We start from the raw sequence: 16,678 nt of genomic DNA, 5'->3' as shown, positions 1-16,678 counted from the left end.
ATTCACTTAAGTCATGGCTGCAACACATTGTTTCACTAGAACAGGACCGGTATAAATCAGCCCGCTATAGATTTGAACTAATGTTGCTCCAGCTTGCTGTTTGACTGCTGCTTGTTCACCCGACAAAATTCCGCCCACACCAATTAATGGGATTTGTCCTTTCAATGTTTGAGCAAACAAACGTAAGCATTCTGTACTTTTTTCAAAAACAGGTGCACCAGATAAACCACCCGACTCATTACCATAAGGAAGATTTTCTACACCTTCTCTTGATAAGGTCGTATTAGTAACGATCAAGCCATCAATTTTAAACTGCACTAATTGAGCTGCAATAAACTCAACATCTTCAGCTGTTAAATCAGGTGCAACTTTTAAAACCAAAGGAACATAGTGGTTATTTTGTTCAGCTAGCTCAAGTTGTCTTTCTTTTAAGGTTTGCAACAATTCAGTTAATGCATCGCCACTTTGTAAACTTCTTAAGTTCTTAGTATTTGGAGATGAAATATTAACGGTAATATAAGAAGCATAGTTATACACTTTCTCAAGGCAAATCAAGTAGTCATCAACAGCTTTTTCTACAGGCGTATCAGCATTCTTACCAATATTGATGCCTAAAATTCCTTTAAACTTTGAAGCTTTGACATTTTCAATCAGCTTATCAACACCATCATTATTAAACCCCATACGGTTAATAATGGCTTGAGCTTCTGGAATTCGGAATAAGCGTGGCTGCGGATTACCCGATTGAGGACGCGGTGTAATTGTTCCAATTTCAATAAAACCGAACCCTAACCCAGCTAAAGCATCGATGTGTGCACCATTTTTATCAAGACCAGCCGCCAACCCTACCGGATTTGGAAATTCAATTCCCATACAAGTTGTTGGTTTCGCTTCTACGCTCTGACGTAGTAGGCCGAACTTATGTGCTTTATCAAGCATAGATAATGTTAATTCATGGGCACGCTCTGGTGCTAAACTAAACAACATTGGGCGAGCAAGTGAATATAACATACCAATCACAATCTACTGATTTTAGGTAGGCATATTATAGGCACAGGGAGCACAAAACACCATGCTTAAGACCAGCATATTTTAATATGTTATTGAACCGTCGCTGTTAATTTAATCTGTCCTTCGCTTGAAACCATTTCCATTTTTTCAATACTTAAGCCCATTTGTGCCAGTTGGGTTAAAAAGTTCGCTAAAATTGCATAATTCTGATGAGTAACAATAATTTGTAACTGCTCGCCATTTTGTTGAGAAGTAACAGTTAAACCTTGTTGTTGAGCTACACGTTGTATTTTCTCTGCTTGCCCTAACTCAAGTTCACTCGCAGGTTTCATAGTGACTGCATTACTTTGCATCCACACCATCAAATCTTTTAAATCATTTAAACGCTGTTGCTGTTGTTCTGCTAAGGAATGCATTTTCCAAAGTGAAGCTCCAATAATAGCTACTACAACAAAAATTGTAGTAAAGACCACCATAATACGTTCACGGACAGTCAAACGGTCTAAATATTGATTAACTTGTTCGATCCACTGATCAAAGCGGTTCTGCAATTGAGCTAACATTTTCATTATTGTATTTTCACCACCCCAATTGCCCCACCACCATCGGCTTGAACATTACCTAACTCCGCCTTAAATCCTTGCTGATTAAGCTGCTGTGTTAAAGCTTGCAAATCATCTCCCGATTTTGCTTTCAAGGCCATGGTTAGTGTAGAAGCATCATAATTTAATTGCTGAGCTAAAATTTGTCTTTGCATCAAAATAGGTCCAACACGGCTCAATAAAGAAAGTGCTTGTGTATCGCCTTGTTTACTCATTCTTAAATGACTTTCAAATTGGCTTTTTATATTTTGTTCATTTACGCGACTAGAAGGACCAAACCAATATTTATATTGCTCTATCGTCTGTTCAGCTGTTTGATTCGCTACATTTCTTAATTTTACCCAACGCAACAAATCATAGCTAAACTGAACCACAATGATTGCTAAAAGAATAACAGCACATGCTTTCCAGTAACCTGAGACAGTTTGCTCTTGTCCTTTGGCTTTCGGTAAAATATTAAAAGGATGCTGTTTAGGTTTATCTAAACCCTGAAATTGATAAAAAAACTCTGAACGTTGCTCAACACTAGAAGCTGCTTCTAAGCTTTCTAATTGTTCTGTCGTTAATCCACTATATTGATAGTTTGTTTCAACTGGCTGGAATTCCAAAAATAATCCCAAATCATCTAGTGAATTACCCACCCATTTACTTTCACGCGCCAGTAATTTTTGGTCAATATTACAAAGGATAACTTGGTGTTCTTGTGGTTCCGGCAAAATCAAAAAGTCTGGCAACAAAGCAACAAGCTTGATTGGCAACAAATTCATTGCATGTTGCCATGTTTCCACAGTGGTTTTTGCAACGCCCAATATTGTCAATTGATCAGCATGAAAATGATGAACCACTTTCATATGATCAATCGGTAAAGTCACAAACTCTTCAAGCAAATATTTAACACCATCTGCCCCTAGTTGTTTGTAATGAGACTTTGCTATTTGTTGCTGGAATACCTGAGCATGACGACTAGGAAAAAAGACGACAGCCTCTTTTCCTTGATGTAATTGTAGGTCTTGTATTAATTGGTCAAGGCTTTCAGCCTGCAACCAGTTTTCTCCGTTAGACCAATGCCATATTCCATTGGTTTCAGGCATCCATAAATACAGCATAATGGGCTAAATAACCTTTTTAATTATATTGTGGGTATAAAACTATTTTTTTGTGTTGATAAGCCAGTTGCAATCACAGCCTGATCATAAATTCGAGCTTCAGCCAGTGCAAATGGATTAAAGTTTTCATGAGTCAGTAGCTCAGCAATATGCCCTACTACATTCATATGACACACGACTACAATTGACTCATAAGGAATCTGTGACAACCACTCAATTGCTTCTTTAGCATTATCATCTGGCTTAATTTTATCGCATAATAATACCGGCACATCTTTAAAATAAGCTTGAATATGAGCCAGTGTCTCTTGAGCACGTAGTAAAGGACTGACTACAAAAATATCAGGCTTAACAATATCTTTTAAAAATGTTGCTGTCTGTTCAGCTTGAGCATGTCCACGAGCAGTAAGAGGACGTTTAGTATCGTTACCATTTACAGGTGGAGCGGCTTCCCCATGGCGAACCAATGTCAGTTGCATAAATTTTCCTTGTTAATAATTCTTGCATTATAACCACAATTTATGACATTTCTTCTTCAGACTTCGTGATGAGGCAAAACAAATTCAACATCACTACGGTGTCCGTTTTTCATAAGAGATAATGCAATATTTAAAGGAGGTGCTCCCTCAAAGATAACTTCATATAAAGCATTGGTAATTGGCATATATACGTCTAGTTCTTCTGCTTTACCACGCACCTGAACAATTGTATTGATGCCTTCTGCTGTCTGCCCTAACTCTTTACTTGCCTGATCAAGTGTTTTACCTGAACCCAAAGCATAACCAATTTGATAATTACGGCTTAAAGGGCTGTTACAAGTCGCGAATAAATCACCAACACCTGACAATCCCAAGAATGTAAGCGGATTTGCACCTTGTTTTACTGCAAAGCGGCTCATCTCGGCCAAAGCACGAGTTAAAATCATACTCTTGGTGTTTTCACCAATTTTGTAAGCGGCACCAATGCCCATTGCAACCGCATAAATATTTTTAAGTGCACCACCCAACTCCACACCGTGCACATCATCACTACCAAAAACACGGAATAAAGCACTATGCAGGGCATGTTGCACAGCATAACGAACTAATTCGGAGTCACTGGCAATAACAGTGCCAGATGGCATACCAGCCATAATTTCTTTTGCAAGGTTTGGACCTGATAGCACACCATAAGGAACTTCAGGTAATTCTTCACGAATGATATCGCTCATGAAGCTGAAAGTTTTAGCTTCAACACCTTTGGTTAAAGACACAACCGCCTGTGCGGTAATATAAGGGGCAATTTGTTTTAAGACATCACGGAATGAGTGACTCGGAATTGCGACCAAAATAATATCTCGATCACACACGGCTTGCTCAAGATCAGATACAGCGCGTAATGATGACTCTAAAATAAAATCTGGCAAATAACGTTTATTAATGTGGGTTTTATTAATTTCCTCAGCTGTTTCGGCATCACGAATCCAGATCATGGTATCGCAACCATTACGTGCAGCTAAATTTGCCATAGCCGTTCCGAAGCTACCCCCCCCCAGAACAGTAATACGTAAAGCGGTTTTTTTATCAACCGCAACTGGTTCTACCAAATCTGTAAACTTAAATTCAGCCATCTTTTATTATCCTATTTCTTACTTCTACAGACGTTTAAGCCTGCCAAACTTTTACGAATTCTTTACTTTCAATATCTGCACGCGGTGCAATTACTTTAGCTGCTGTGCCGACGTAAATAATACCTGAAATTAAATCACGAGGTTGCAGACCTAAATGCTGTTTTAACCAATTTGATTCGACAACTGCACCACTACGCCACATGGTCGAAAAACCTTGAGCTTGTAGAGATAATAAAAGATTTTGTACTGCGGCACCCGTACTTAAGATTTGTTCGAAATGCGGTACTTTCGGATGATCTTGTAGTTGTGTAAGCGCTAAAATGAGTAGCGGAGCACGAAAAGGATGTTGTTTAACACGTTCGAGTTGAGCGGGATCAGTTTCACCTAAATCTGCTAGAGCCTTTGCTAAAACTTCACCAAAAGCACCACGTTGTTCGCCTGAAACAACCACAAAACGCGTTGGCTTAAGTCGATGATGATCTGGAGCAGTCAAAGCTGCTTGGAAAGCTAACTCCAATTGCTCTGTACTTGGAGCTGGCTCAACTAATTGGCCAATAGACTGACGCTGATGAATATTTTGGTGAATTATTTGTATTGCTGAATCCGTCATTAATATTGATCTAACTCAAAAATTCAAAATAGATTAGCATAATCTACCGTTAATCCACCATTGAATCTAGCTTATAAAATTAGCGAACTCTCACTTTGACATTTTTTAATACAAAACATCAAAACTCATACAACGTCTTCAAAATCAAATAGAAAACTTGTGTTCAAATATCAATATCTTTTAGCGATTAACTTTAGGTGCATTATGAAAAAAATAATTTTAGCGAGCGCAATGAGCGGTGTTGTTTTATTACTTGGTGCTTGCGCAACTACTCCTAAAAATACTTTAGCAGTTCAAAAAGAAAATAATCAGTTTGAAGTTACAGGTATTGGTAAAACCAATTTAATCGCGAAAAATAATGCGATTACTGCAGCTCAAAAAACTTGCTCAAAAAACACTACGCCAGTCGTTGTAGATGAAAAAACAACATATAACGGTGTGTTAAAAGATGTTGTAAGCGAAAAAACTGGTCAAATGGTTGAAGCAGCAGCAGGTGTTATTGGTACATTAACTGGTAAAAATGCATCTTTAGCAAAAGATGATGACTACCAAACAACGCTTACATTCTATTGTAAAATTAATTAATCAAAAAAAATCCCAATCAAATGATTGGGATTTTTTTTATTAGCAATAACCATCTAATCTGGTCAGTGGTAATTTTTTACCAATTGCTTTTTCAATTTCAGGTAAATAAAAGGCATCATCTTCAGATAAGAAACTAATACTTACCCCCTGTGAGCCAGCACGACCTGTACGACCAATACGGTGCACATAATCATCAGACTGTTCAGGCAATGTAAAGTTGATGACATGCGACACGCCATCCACATGAATACCACGACCAGCAACATCTGTCGCAATCATAATATTATGTTTACCTTGCTTAAATTGCTCTAACATTTTTAAACGTTTATCTTGAGCAATTTCACCTGAAAGCATACCTACTCTGTATCCATCTTTCTTTAAATGATCATAAAGACGGCGCACCTGATCACGTCGATTAGCAAAAATCATCACTTTATCGATCGGTTCTTCACGCAAAATATCTTGTAATAAACGATATTTATCTTGTTTAGCCACAACATAAACACGTTGCTCAACATCATTATTCGTTTTTTGCTCAGGCTCAATTTCAACAGTGATTGGTTCAAACAACCATTGTCTTGCCAAATTAAGAACATCATAACTAAATGTCGCTGAGAACATGAGCGTTTGACGCTGTTCCTTACGAGGAGAATAACGGACAATACGTTTTACCGAAGGAATAAATCCCATGTCCAATAAACGGTCGGCTTCATCAATAACTAAAAATTCAATTTGATCTAGCCAAACTTCTTTCTGTTCTACAAAATCAATTAGACGCCCAGGTGTAGCCACCATGATATCGATAAAATTAGCATCTAGCTGTTTCTTTTGCTTATCAAAATCCACACCCCCTAATAATGTTACAAGGTGCAAATCTGAAAATTTTGTGAGTAGCTTTGCATCACTTTCAATCTGCAGTGCCAATTCACGAGTAGGGGCCAAAATTAAGGCACGTGGCTCACCACGGAAACGCTGCTCTTGAACCGGATTATTGAGTAAATCATTAATTACACTAATCAGAAAGGCTGCTGTCTTACCAGTTCCTGTCTGTGCTCGCCCAATTGCATCATGCCCGGCTAATGTATATTTTAAAACCTTTTGCTGAATTGGGGTCATTTGAGTAAACCCTAAAGCATCAATCGCCTTTTTAAGTTGCGGATGTAAATTCAAGGTTTCAAAACCAGATGTCATAAATACGTGCTCTAACAAACAATCTCTCGAATGAGAAGATCATTATAAACAAAAACGCCCCAATTCAAAAATTGGAGCGTCCATGATTCATCAAAAGATGAATTAGTCTTAGTCTAAAGGCTGAACGTTTTCAGCTTGAAAACCTTTTTGACCTTGTACAACGCTAAATTCTACGCGTTGACCATCACGTAGAGAACGGTGACCGTCACCTACGATTGCACGGAAATGAACGAATACGTCGTCACCGCCGTTACGTTGAATAAAACCAAAGCCTTTAGTGTCATTAAACCACTTTACTACGCCTTGTTCACGAGCTGTCATAAGTCAATCCTCAGATGTTGAAAAAAGGACCTTCCGGTGTTGCAAACAGCAGAGCAAACAAGGTTTTAAAATATTTATAATCTTAAAGCTTGTAATCATTCTGTAAAACTATCAACAATTTCCGGTTACATCCATTTGTTATAGGGTTATTAAATCAATTTGATTGTGTGGTAAATCCTAAAACGGTTCGAGCTTAACATGGGTTTATGACAATTAATAGAATTTTTTTCAATTATTTCCCCTATTTTTAGTTCTTTTTTTAAACAGCTTATTACAATATTTTTTATAGAAATTAGCCAGATCTTCTTCCATAAAATATGCTGCAATTACTAAAAATTTGTTAGAATATTTTTTTTAGTTGTTTTGATGATGAATGAGCAATACTTCTTCTAATACAGCACCCATTGAAATTAATGCCCTTGGGCAGCCATGCCCAATGCCATTGTTAATGTTAAAGCGTGAACTTAAAAAAGCGTCAGGCAAACAACAATTTTTATTAAAATCTTCAGATCCTCATAGTGAAATTGATGTAACTCGTTACTGTGGTTTACATCATTTTACGTGTCAAACTACACACATATCAGAAAGAGAATTTCACTATTTAATTGAAACTCAATAATTCTTTGCTAAACTAAAAGATTAGAAATTGCATAAAATTTTACATTTCTCTACCCAATTTTCCTTAATTATGAAGCTGATTCAAATTAAGATGAATTTATTGGTTATCCCATTCGATCCTATAAGGAGAACTCATGAGTGACAGCAGCAATCAATTGATGCCCCTGTCATTGTCTGCGCCCGGTGTAAACCTTGGTGCATATATCAGTACTGTCAATCAGATTCCTATTTTAACGGCCGAGCAAGAAAAAGAACTTGCTGAACGTTATTATTATGACCAAGATCTTGATGCCGCAAAAATGCTGGTAATGTCGCATTTACGTTTTGTCGTTCATATTGCGCGCAGCTATGCAGGTTATGGCCTACCACAAGGCGACCTTATTCAAGAAGGTAATTTAGGCTTAATGAAAGCCGTGAAACGTTTCGACCCAAATATGGGCGTGCGTCTAGTATCTTTTGCCGTCCACTGGATTAAGGCAGAAATTCATGAATACGTTATTCGCAACTGGCGTATCGTCAAAATTGCAACGACAAAAGCTCAGCGTAAATTATTTTTCAATTTACGTAGTTTAAAAAAATCGAGTAAAAAATTAACGCTCGAAGAAGCTCAATCGATTGCAAATGACTTAAATGTAACTCCAGAACAAGTTCTGGAAATGGAAGGTCGTTTAACTGCTTATGATGCTGCTTTTGAAGCACAAGGCGACGACGATGACGATACACCACATACAGCACCTGCATTGTATCTTGAAGATAACCGCTATGACCCTGCCCGTTTAGTCGAAAACGAAGACTGGGAAGAGCAAAGTACTTCAGCCTTGCATGATGCAATGGACCAGTTAGATGACCGTTCGCGTAATATTTTACAACGCCGCTGGTTAGATGATGACAAATCTACTCTTCACGAGTTAGCAGCTGAATATAATGTTTCAGCAGAACGTATTCGTCAGCTTGAAAAGAATGCGATGGAAAAAATCAAAACTGCCATGTCAGCAAGCTAAAATAAATTTAAAAATAAAAGGGCGAATCGCCCTTTTGTTTTATCTGGCTATGTTTAGCCAACCCAATCTATGTTAACGTTGCCTTTCATTATTCAGTTGCGTTTTTTGTTATGTGGATCGCCATTTCAGCCCTTAATCTTGCTTTTGCAGTCATGTTGGGTGCTTTTGGAGCACATGGTCTTAAAGCTCACGCGGGTCCTGAGCAACTTGCTTGGTGGCAAACTGCAACCGACTACTTTTTTTATCATGCGCTTGGCCTACTAGCCCTTGGTATTTTAAGTAAGGTTCTTCCTCATTTCCCAATCAAGTTATCTTTCTTGCTTATCCAAATTGGTATTCTATTCTTTTGTGGTTCGCTTTATATCATGGCGCTAGGTTTACCACGAATATTAGGCGCAATTACGCCAATCGGTGGAGCCTTAATGATTGCGGGATGGCTAGTCTTGGCTTGGAATGCTTTCAAATACGCAAAATAATCGGAATGTGATCATGCAAATTTATTTAAATGGCGAATTAACGGACACGCCTAGCCAAAACCTGTTGCAACTCATTCAGGAGTTGGCACTTGAAGGAAAACGTTTTGCTGTTGAGCACAATCAGCAAATCGTTTCTAAAAGCAAATTAGAGCAAATTTCTATTGCTCAACATGACCGTATCGAAATTATTCACGCTGTTGGCGGCGGCTAAGTCGGAGTTATCCATGCAAGACACCCCTCTCATTATTGGTTCACGTTCTTTTCAATCTCGCTTATTGGTCGGAACTGGCAAATATAAAGACTTAAATGAAACGGATTTAGCTATTCAAGCCAGTGGTGCAGAAATCGTAACTGTCGCAATCCGCCGTGTGAATATTGGACAAAATCCAGATCAACCGAATTTACTGTCTGTCATTCCACCAGAAAAATATACAATTTTGCCAAATACCGCAGGTTGTTTTGATGCTGACAGCGCAGTACGCACGTGTATGCTAGCGCGTGAGTTACTCGATGGTCATAACCTAGTAAAACTTGAAGTATTGGGTGATGAAAAAACCTTATATCCAAATGTAACCGAGACTTTAAAAGCCGCGCGCACTTTGATTGATGACGGTTTTGAGATTATGGTCTATACCTCTGACGACCCAATCATTGCTCAAGAACTTGAAAGTATGGGCTGTGTTGCGATTATGCCTTTAGGTAGTCTAATTGGTTCAGGTTTAGGTATTTTAAATCCACATACCATTTCAATTATTAAAGAAAATGCGAAAGTTCCAGTTTTAGTCGATGCAGGCGTTGGTACAGCAAGTGATGCTGCTATTGCGATGGAACTTGGTTGTGATGGTGTATTGATGAATACAGCAATTGCAGCTGCTCAAAACCCTATTTTGATGGCTTCCGCAATGAAAAAAGCTGTTGAAGCAGGACGTGAAGCATTTTTAGCAGGTCGTATGCCACGTAAACGCATGGCAAATGCAAGCTCGCCAGAAACAGGTTATTTCTTTAAATAATTTATTTCCAAGGAATCACTGCTTTTTCCAGTGATTCCTCTCCCGTCATATAACCATTTTACGTTTTAAAAATATATCGCTTTATTCTAATATGCTTAGGCTATTCCAATATTCGTCTTAAATTATCCTTGGTGTTTAACTCAAAATTCTTTTGGAAATATACAGTTTGGTAAAGTGGCTCAGACTGATAAAAATGTATTAAAACTTGTTTTCTCTTAATTGAATATACTTCTGGATCAACCCAAGAATACTCCCGCTGAATTTGCTGTTCATACTGGATAAAACGTTCAGGCGTTGCTGCCAAAATAGCTAAATCAATATCCAACAAAAATTGCAAATCTATTTCATCGGTTAATGCATGCTTTTGAGTCGCAAGTATCCAACGCTTTATTTTCTCTAGAGTATCGAACGATAAATCTTGTGCCATCAATTGTTCAAATAACTCAGCACTCTTAAGTTCATTGTCTTTAGCTTCTGGATCATAGACCGCATCATGAAACCAGAGAGCCAATGCAACAGCATACGGATCATTTAATTCGTATTGAACCGCCTCCATTAAACTCAAACATTCATATAAATGTTGGATGGTATGGTAGGCTCGCTGCTTTTCACTATAAGCCGCAATAAGTTCATCATAGATTTTCTGCGGTTCAGAAAAATCATAATGCTGATGCAGCTCAAACCAAACATGCTTTAGTTTTGATAAATAAAGCTGCATCATCAATTAACCACGCTTAAGATTATTGCTCATCACGTTTAAACACCAACTCTTTTGCCGATGAGTTATCAGCATCAAAGTAATAACCCTCGGTATTAAACGCTTTGATGTCTTCAGCTTTATTTAATTGGTTTTCAATCATAAAACGAGCCATTAAACCGCGTGCTTTTTTCGCATAGAAACTAATGACTTTATATTTGCCATTTTTCTGGTCAAGGAAAACAGGCTTTACAATTTCAGCCTTAATTTTCTTTTCATTGACAGACTTGTAATATTCATCTGAAGCTAGATTTACCACCAATTCAGATTTAATTGTCGCCAAGTCTTCATTAATTTGGTTAGTGATGATATCACCCCAGAATTCATACAAATTATGACCACGCGTATTTTTTAATTTAGTGCCCATCTCAAGACGATAAGGCATCATTAAATCTAAAGGACGCAATAAACCATATAAACCAGAAAGCATACGCAAATGCTGCTGTGCAAAATCAATATCTTTGTCTTTTAAATGATAAGCATCTAAACCGGTGTAAACATCCCCTTTAAATGCATAGATTGCTTGGCGAGCATTTGAGAAATTAAATTCGGGATTCCAATCTCTAAATCGATCTGCATTTAGTGTGGCAATTTTTTCACTGACACTCATTAAACTCGCAATTTCCGAAGCAGAAAGTTTGCGACAAACATCAATTAATTGTGCTGAGTTTTCTAACAAGCGAGGCTCAGTAAACTCATCTGTGGGTAACGCTGTTTCATAATCTAAAGTTTTTGCAGGAGAAATTAAAGCAAGCATAGACAACCTGAAAAAATTATTCTTAATACCAACTATAACAGTAGATATTTTTTAATGCTAACTCGTGTTTTCAATGACGACTATCGGTAAAATAGCACTACGTATTGTTATTTAGCGGTTCTTATATGTCTGAGCAAACTTTCATCCAGGGTCCAGTAGGTAAAATTGAACTTTTCGTTGACCGCCCTGAAGGTGAAATCAAAGGCTTTGCGGTTGTTTGTCATCCGCACCCATTGCAAGGTGGAACCCCTCAACATAAAGTCCCTGCCCTTTTAACCCAAATCTTTAATGAATATGGTTGCATTGTTTACCGCCCAAGTTTCCGCGGCCTAGGTGGCAGTGAAGGCATTCATGATGAAGGCCATGGTGAAACTGAAGATATCTTAGCTGTCATTGAACATGTTCGTAAGCTTCATGAAGGCCTACCATTTTATGCAGGCGGTTTTAGCTTTGGCTCACATGTTTTAGCAAAATGCTTTGCACAGCTTGCACCTGAATTACGACCTGTACAGTTAATTTTATGTGGTTTACCAACAGCTACTGTAGTAGGTTTACGTCACTATAAAACTCCTGAAATTCAAGGTGATATTCTACTCATTCATGGTGAGCAAGATGACATTACTTTACTTTCAGATGCAATTGCGTGGGCAAAACCGCAGAAGCATCCAATTACGATTCTGCCGGGTGCTAACCACTTCTTTACAGGCTATTTAAAGCAGCTTCGCCAAATCATTACACGTTTTATTATCATGAAATAAACGGTAATTTGATGGGCATAACTTGAGAGTATGCCCATCATTTTATAAGCCGTGTCATTATTGAAAATTATTCCAGCTTAACCCAAAACGTGCCAAATATTTTTTCACTCGGTCACTATCGTTCGTTGTATTACGCTGTTGACGAGATACTGAAAAGAGTTGTCTTCCCGCCTCTGCCATGGATTTTGAATTTTCGCAGATTTTGAGCACACCTCGTAATTGAATCTGATCAAATTCATCTATTTGTTCTAGCTGCTCAGGACTTAAATAGTTCAATAAAATATCTGTATTTTTATCATTGTAAGATTCATCCTGAATAAGCCAAAGCTGCTTTAGACGTTGAATTTCTTTTTCTACAGCTTCACGGCGAATTAACTCACCTTGCGATAAAGTTACCAAACGAGTTACGCTCGCTGCTAAATCTCTAAAATTTCCTTGCCATGATGCATCTGCCGATTTAGCAAACTTTAAATATGTTTCTAATGCATCACGTTGAAAACGTAATTGTCTTTGATGAATTGCAGCAAAACGCTGTAGCTCAAAATCAATATTGGGTGCAATATCTTCTACACGGTCTTTTAAATTTGGTAAGAAGAACGTCCACGTATTCAAACGAGCCCATAAATCTTCACGAAAACGACCAGCTTGAACCTCATTGCGTAAATCACGGTTAGTACCTGCTATTAGCTGAAAATCGGCCTGAATTTCCTTATCACTTCCAACAGGAAAAAAACTTTTGTCTTCTAGCGCTTTTAGCAGCATAGCTTGTTCATCAAGTCCTAATTCACCAATTTCATCTAAAAATAAAATGCCTTGGTCAGCACTTTTTAATAAACCAGCACGAGAAGCTGCTGCCCCTGTAAATGCACCTTTTATATGACCAAATAAAGTTGACATGGCACTATCACCACGCAAGGTTGCACAGTTAACATCAATAAAACGACCGCTTAATTGAAATTTATCTTTCTTTAACTGAAAAATTTGTTTTGCTAAATGAGACTTACCAACCCCTGTTGCCCCCATAATCAAAATAGGTGCACTAGAGCGGGTTGCAACTAATTCAACTTCCTCAATAAGCTGATTAAACGCTTTATTATGAGTAGAAATATTTGCTTTAAGTTGTTGCCAATTTTGTTTTTGTTCATCATCGAATCGCTGTTTTAAAACATCGTATCGAGACAAATCCAGATCAATAATTCTATATTCACCTTCTGAGGTCTTTTGCTGATTAGGTGAACTTTGGATAAGTTGAGCTGGTAAATAATGTGCATCTACCAATAAATACCAACAAATTTGAGCAACATGCGTTCCCGTTGTGATATGCAGTAAATAGTTATTTTTTTCAACATCAAACGGATAGGTTTTTACAAAATCATAAAGTGCACCATAAACTTCAGCAAAATCCCAAGGGTCTCTAATACTCACCTTATGTCCAGAAACCTCAGTTTGGGGAGAGATTTCTTTAGCATCTGCTGCTATAGATTTAACTAAATTATGATGTTGTCGATCATGTAAAAGTACCAATTCATCTACAAGCAAATCTTCATGCATTAACAAGCTAATCGTAGGACGCCAACGTTGCCATCGATCTGGCTTTCTCCCCTGATCAAGTGTAGAACCGACAAAGCCAATAACGACTGTTTTCTTTGCATCCGCCATAATTTCTATAAAATTTTATAACTGTCTATAATATACAATACGCATTTGACCAAAAAATTCCAAGAATATGCTTCATTTTACTTTTTTAGGCACATCTTCGGGTGTACCTACCCTGACACGTAATGTTTCAGGATTAGCAGTTCGTAACACCAAAAATAAGGACTGGATTTTAATTGATGCCGGCGAAGGGACACAGCACCGCGTTCAACAAGCTAAACTTTCACTACAAAATCTAGTTGCCATTTGTATTACACACGTTCACGGCGATCATTGTTATGGTCTAGTTGGTTTATTGGCAAGTGCAGGCATGAATGCCCGTAGCAAGCCCTTAATCGTGATTGCACCGAAAGAAATTCAGCAATGGTTTGAAATCACTGCCCAGCTTACAGACTTACATTTGCCTTATTCCCTTCAATTTATTGATGTAAATGAAGCAACACAGCCACAACAGATCACTGACGAATTCATTGTGCAAGCACACCCTCTAAGCCATCGTGTTCCAAGTTTTGCTTTTAGCATTTATATCAAATCTATTCAGAAGAAGTTAGATACCCAAGCTCTAACTCAGCTTGGCATACCTCAAGGCGACATGTGGGGCCATTTAAAACGAGGCTACGATGTTAAATTTGACGGAAAAACTTTAAAAGCTCAAGACTTTATCAAAATTCAAAATCACCAAGTTCATGCAATTATAGGTGGTGATAATGACCAACCAGAACTATTAGTTGATGCTTGCAAAGATGCTCAACTCCTTATTCACGAATCGACTTACTTGCAAACGGTCTTAGATAAAGTCGGCAAAGGTCCAATGCATAGCTCAGCAAAAATGGTGGCTGAATTTGCAGAACAGCAATCTTTAAGTAATTTAATTCTGACGCACTTTAGCCCCCGACATCAAGATAGAGCTGGGCAGCAAGCTATTACCGAAGAAGTTCGCCAGTTTTATAAAGGTCATTTTTATTTAGCAAATGATTTTGATGAATTTACTTTAAATGAAGCTGGACAGCTTTTAAAAGTCGATAAAAACGGGAAGCCCAATTAAACACATATATCCAAAAAGATATTTAAATATATTTTTAGATATATTTTTAATATTAAAAACCGCCAATAAAATTTATCCGACAGAAGATAAAATTATTTTTATTTATTATTTTTAATAACTTACTATCTACCTCAAGTATTCTCCTCAAAATTTGGCACACTCAGTGCAATAGTACAAAGCACACAACATCATTGGGATATTGTGAATAACACCTGCCTGCAAACGCTTGGCAGGCAGGCTTTGAAAGGAAAAGAAAATGTCTGTCATTGAAGAAATTAACCAACAAGCTCAGTTTGAACAAAAGCAGCAACAACGTTCTTATGAAGTTCTGCAAAATGAAAAAAGTATGCCAGTCAAAATGTGGACTAAAGGCGTGCTTGTTGATGACAACTCAAAACAACAATTATTACAAACAGCTCAAATGCCTTTTATTTATAAATGGATGGCTGTTATGCCAGATGTACACTTCGGTTTAGGAGCAACTATTGGTAGCGTAATTCCAACTAAAGGGGCAATTATTCCTGCTGCTGTGGGTGTAGATATTGGTTGTGGAATGATGGCAACCCGTACAAGCTTAACTGCTTCAGATTTACCAGATAACTTACATGCTCTACGTAGTGAACTTGAACGATTAATTCCCCATGGAATGACTAAGCGCGGACGTGATCGTGGTTCATGGGAAACTCCACCAGAAATGGTAGATCAAGCTTGGGCTGATCTGGTTGCAGATTTTGAATATATTTGCGCAAAACACCCACGTTTAAAAAACACCAACAACCGCAAACATTTGGGAACTTTAGGTACTGGAAACCACTTTGTAGAAATCTGTTTAGATGAGCATGATCATGTCTGGATTATGTTGCACTCAGGTTCTCGTGGTGTAGGAAATGCTATCGGTAATCATTTTATTGAACTTGCACGTAAAGACATGCAGAAACATTTCATTAATTTGCCAAATAAAGATTTAGCATACCTAGTGGAAGGAACTGAACATTTTGATGATTACTGGTTTGCGGTAGGTTGGGCTCAACGCTTTGCGATGAAGAACCGAGAAATCATGATGCAATCTGCAATTAAAGCCTTGGCTACGATTGTACCAAAGCCTTTTCAAGCACATTTGGAAGCAGTGAACTGTCACCATAACTATGTGGAAAAGGAAGAACACTACGGTGAAGAAGTGATGGTCACCCGTAAAGGTGCGGTCCGTGCGCGCTTAGGTGAATATGGAATTATTCCAGGTTCAATGGGTGCGAAATCATTTATTGTTCGGGGGCTTGGAAATCAGGAGGCTTTCTGCTCATGTTCGCATGGTGCAGGCCGTGTTATGAGCCGTACTGAAGCCAAACGACGCTTTACTGTTGAAGATCAGATTGCACAAACTGAAGGTGTGGAATGCCGTAAAGATGCTGCTGTTATTGATGAAATTCCATCGGCATATAAACCAATTGAAGATGTAATGAAAGCTCAAAGCGATTTGGTTGAAGTGGTATATACATTAAGACAAGTGGTATGTGTTAAAGGTTGAACATATTATGATCTAAAATATTAATTTTAGATCATAACTT

Annotated in this window: 20 protein-coding genes; 9 read left to right on the top strand and 11 right to left on the bottom strand. The window is 37.9% G+C overall.

Going from position 1 to position 16,678, the window contains the following annotated elements; translation table 11 throughout:
- Positions 1-6: 6 nt before the first annotated feature.
- The 6 genes from JGE69_RS07260 to JGE69_RS07235 all read right to left on the bottom strand — a co-directional run bounded on the left by JGE69_RS07260 (position 7) and on the right by JGE69_RS07235 (position 4,938).
- On the bottom strand, positions 7-1,011 hold the full coding sequence (locus tag JGE69_RS07260) for a quinone-dependent dihydroorotate dehydrogenase (RefSeq protein WP_199112938.1): 1,005 nt from the start codon (positions 1,009-1,011) through the stop codon (positions 7-9).
- A gap of 89 nt (positions 1,012-1,100) precedes the next feature.
- On the bottom strand, positions 1,101-1,580 hold the full coding sequence (gspM, locus tag JGE69_RS07255; protein ID WP_005073507.1) for a type II secretion system protein GspM: 480 nt from the start codon (positions 1,578-1,580) through the stop codon (positions 1,101-1,103).
- A complete protein-coding gene (gspL, locus tag JGE69_RS07250; RefSeq protein ID WP_086265863.1) occupies positions 1,580-2,719 on the bottom strand; it encodes a type II secretion system protein GspL in 1,140 nt (379 codons plus the stop codon). The genes gspM and gspL overlap by 1 nt, the downstream gene beginning before the upstream one ends.
- 23 nt (positions 2,720-2,742) lie before the next feature.
- A complete protein-coding gene (locus JGE69_RS07245; protein ID WP_086265862.1) occupies positions 2,743-3,198 on the bottom strand; it encodes a SixA phosphatase family protein in 456 nt (151 codons plus the stop codon).
- Between the two features lie 56 nt (positions 3,199-3,254).
- On the bottom strand, positions 3,255-4,328 hold the full coding sequence (locus JGE69_RS07240; protein ID WP_002115297.1) for an NAD(P)H-dependent glycerol-3-phosphate dehydrogenase: 1,074 nt from the start codon (positions 4,326-4,328) through the stop codon (positions 3,255-3,257).
- 34 nt (positions 4,329-4,362) lie between these two features.
- Positions 4,363-4,938 carry a nitroreductase gene (locus JGE69_RS07235; RefSeq protein ID WP_039758727.1) on the bottom strand — a complete coding sequence of 192 codons (576 nt, stop codon included), beginning with the start codon at positions 4,936-4,938 and terminating at the stop codon, positions 4,363-4,365.
- Positions 4,939-5,142: 204 nt separating this feature from the next.
- Here JGE69_RS07235 and JGE69_RS07230 point away from each other — a divergent pair, with 204 nt between their 5' ends.
- Positions 5,143-5,523: a hypothetical protein gene (locus JGE69_RS07230; protein ID WP_005073503.1), complete on the top strand. Its 381-nt coding sequence runs from the start codon at positions 5,143-5,145 to the stop codon at positions 5,521-5,523.
- 39 nt (positions 5,524-5,562) lie between these two features.
- Here JGE69_RS07230 and rhlB read toward each other — a convergent pair whose 3' ends face one another.
- Entirely contained in the window at positions 5,563-6,714 is a 1,152-nt protein-coding gene (gene rhlB, locus JGE69_RS07225) for an ATP-dependent RNA helicase RhlB (RefSeq protein WP_199112940.1), read from the bottom strand.
- A 108-nt stretch (positions 6,715-6,822) separates the two neighbouring features.
- A complete protein-coding gene (locus JGE69_RS07220) occupies positions 6,823-7,035 on the bottom strand; it encodes a cold-shock protein (protein WP_000126912.1) in 213 nt (70 codons plus the stop codon).
- Positions 7,036-7,408: 373 nt separating this feature from the next.
- Here JGE69_RS07220 and JGE69_RS07215 point away from each other — a divergent pair, with 373 nt between their 5' ends.
- From JGE69_RS07215 to JGE69_RS07195, 5 genes are all read left to right on the top strand, one after another.
- On the top strand, positions 7,409-7,654 hold the full coding sequence (locus JGE69_RS07215; protein WP_005068314.1) for a sulfurtransferase TusA family protein: 246 nt from the start codon (positions 7,409-7,411) through the stop codon (positions 7,652-7,654).
- 133 nt (positions 7,655-7,787) lie between these two features.
- Positions 7,788-8,654 (top strand): RNA polymerase sigma factor RpoH, encoded by an 867-nt coding sequence (rpoH, locus tag JGE69_RS07210; protein ID WP_002115267.1) that lies wholly within the window; start codon positions 7,788-7,790, stop codon positions 8,652-8,654.
- 110 nt (positions 8,655-8,764) lie between these two features.
- Positions 8,765-9,130, top strand: coding sequence for a DUF423 domain-containing protein (locus JGE69_RS07205; protein ID WP_002115263.1), 366 nt, complete (start codon positions 8,765-8,767; stop codon positions 9,128-9,130).
- Between the two features lie 13 nt (positions 9,131-9,143).
- On the top strand, positions 9,144-9,341 hold the full coding sequence (thiS, locus tag JGE69_RS07200; RefSeq protein ID WP_002115323.1) for a sulfur carrier protein ThiS: 198 nt from the start codon (positions 9,144-9,146) through the stop codon (positions 9,339-9,341).
- Positions 9,342-9,354: 13 nt separating this feature from the next.
- A complete protein-coding gene (locus JGE69_RS07195) occupies positions 9,355-10,140 on the top strand; it encodes a thiazole synthase (protein ID WP_001154366.1) in 786 nt (261 codons plus the stop codon).
- Between the two features lie 100 nt (positions 10,141-10,240).
- On the opposite strand, the gene JGE69_RS07190 is transcribed toward JGE69_RS07195, so the two are convergent.
- Both JGE69_RS07190 and yaaA read right to left on the bottom strand, forming a co-directional pair.
- On the bottom strand, positions 10,241-10,864 hold the full coding sequence (locus JGE69_RS07190; protein WP_199112942.1) for a metal-dependent hydrolase: 624 nt from the start codon (positions 10,862-10,864) through the stop codon (positions 10,241-10,243).
- A gap of 16 nt (positions 10,865-10,880) precedes the next feature.
- Entirely contained in the window at positions 10,881-11,654 is a 774-nt protein-coding gene (gene yaaA / locus JGE69_RS07185; RefSeq protein WP_199112944.1) for a peroxide stress protein YaaA, read from the bottom strand.
- A gap of 125 nt (positions 11,655-11,779) precedes the next feature.
- On the opposite strand from yaaA, the gene JGE69_RS07180 reads away from it, so the two are divergent.
- Positions 11,780-12,412 (top strand): alpha/beta hydrolase, encoded by a 633-nt coding sequence (locus JGE69_RS07180; RefSeq protein ID WP_017386507.1) that lies wholly within the window; start codon positions 11,780-11,782, stop codon positions 12,410-12,412.
- Between the two features lie 57 nt (positions 12,413-12,469).
- Here JGE69_RS07180 and rtcR read toward each other — a convergent pair whose 3' ends face one another.
- Positions 12,470-14,071, bottom strand: a complete 1,602-nt coding sequence (gene rtcR, locus JGE69_RS07175; protein ID WP_199112946.1) for an RNA repair transcriptional activator RtcR — start codon at positions 14,069-14,071, stop codon at positions 12,470-12,472.
- A 67-nt stretch (positions 14,072-14,138) separates the two neighbouring features.
- On the opposite strand from rtcR, the gene JGE69_RS07170 reads away from it, so the two are divergent.
- Together JGE69_RS07170 and JGE69_RS07165 are read left to right on the top strand one after the other, a co-directional pair.
- On the top strand, positions 14,139-15,113 hold the full coding sequence (locus JGE69_RS07170) for a ribonuclease Z (protein ID WP_199112948.1): 975 nt from the start codon (positions 14,139-14,141) through the stop codon (positions 15,111-15,113).
- 256 nt (positions 15,114-15,369) lie between these two features.
- Positions 15,370-16,638, top strand: coding sequence for an RtcB family protein (locus JGE69_RS07165; protein ID WP_199112950.1), 1,269 nt, complete (start codon positions 15,370-15,372; stop codon positions 16,636-16,638).
- The last annotated feature ends 40 nt before the right edge of the window (positions 16,639-16,678 follow it).

Origin of the sequence: Acinetobacter sp. C13 (assembly GCF_016809775.1) — a bacterium.
In the GTDB taxonomy this organism is placed as follows: domain Bacteria; phylum Pseudomonadota; class Gammaproteobacteria; order Pseudomonadales; family Moraxellaceae; genus Acinetobacter; species Acinetobacter pittii.
This window is presented reverse-complemented; position numbering and strand designations above follow the sequence as displayed.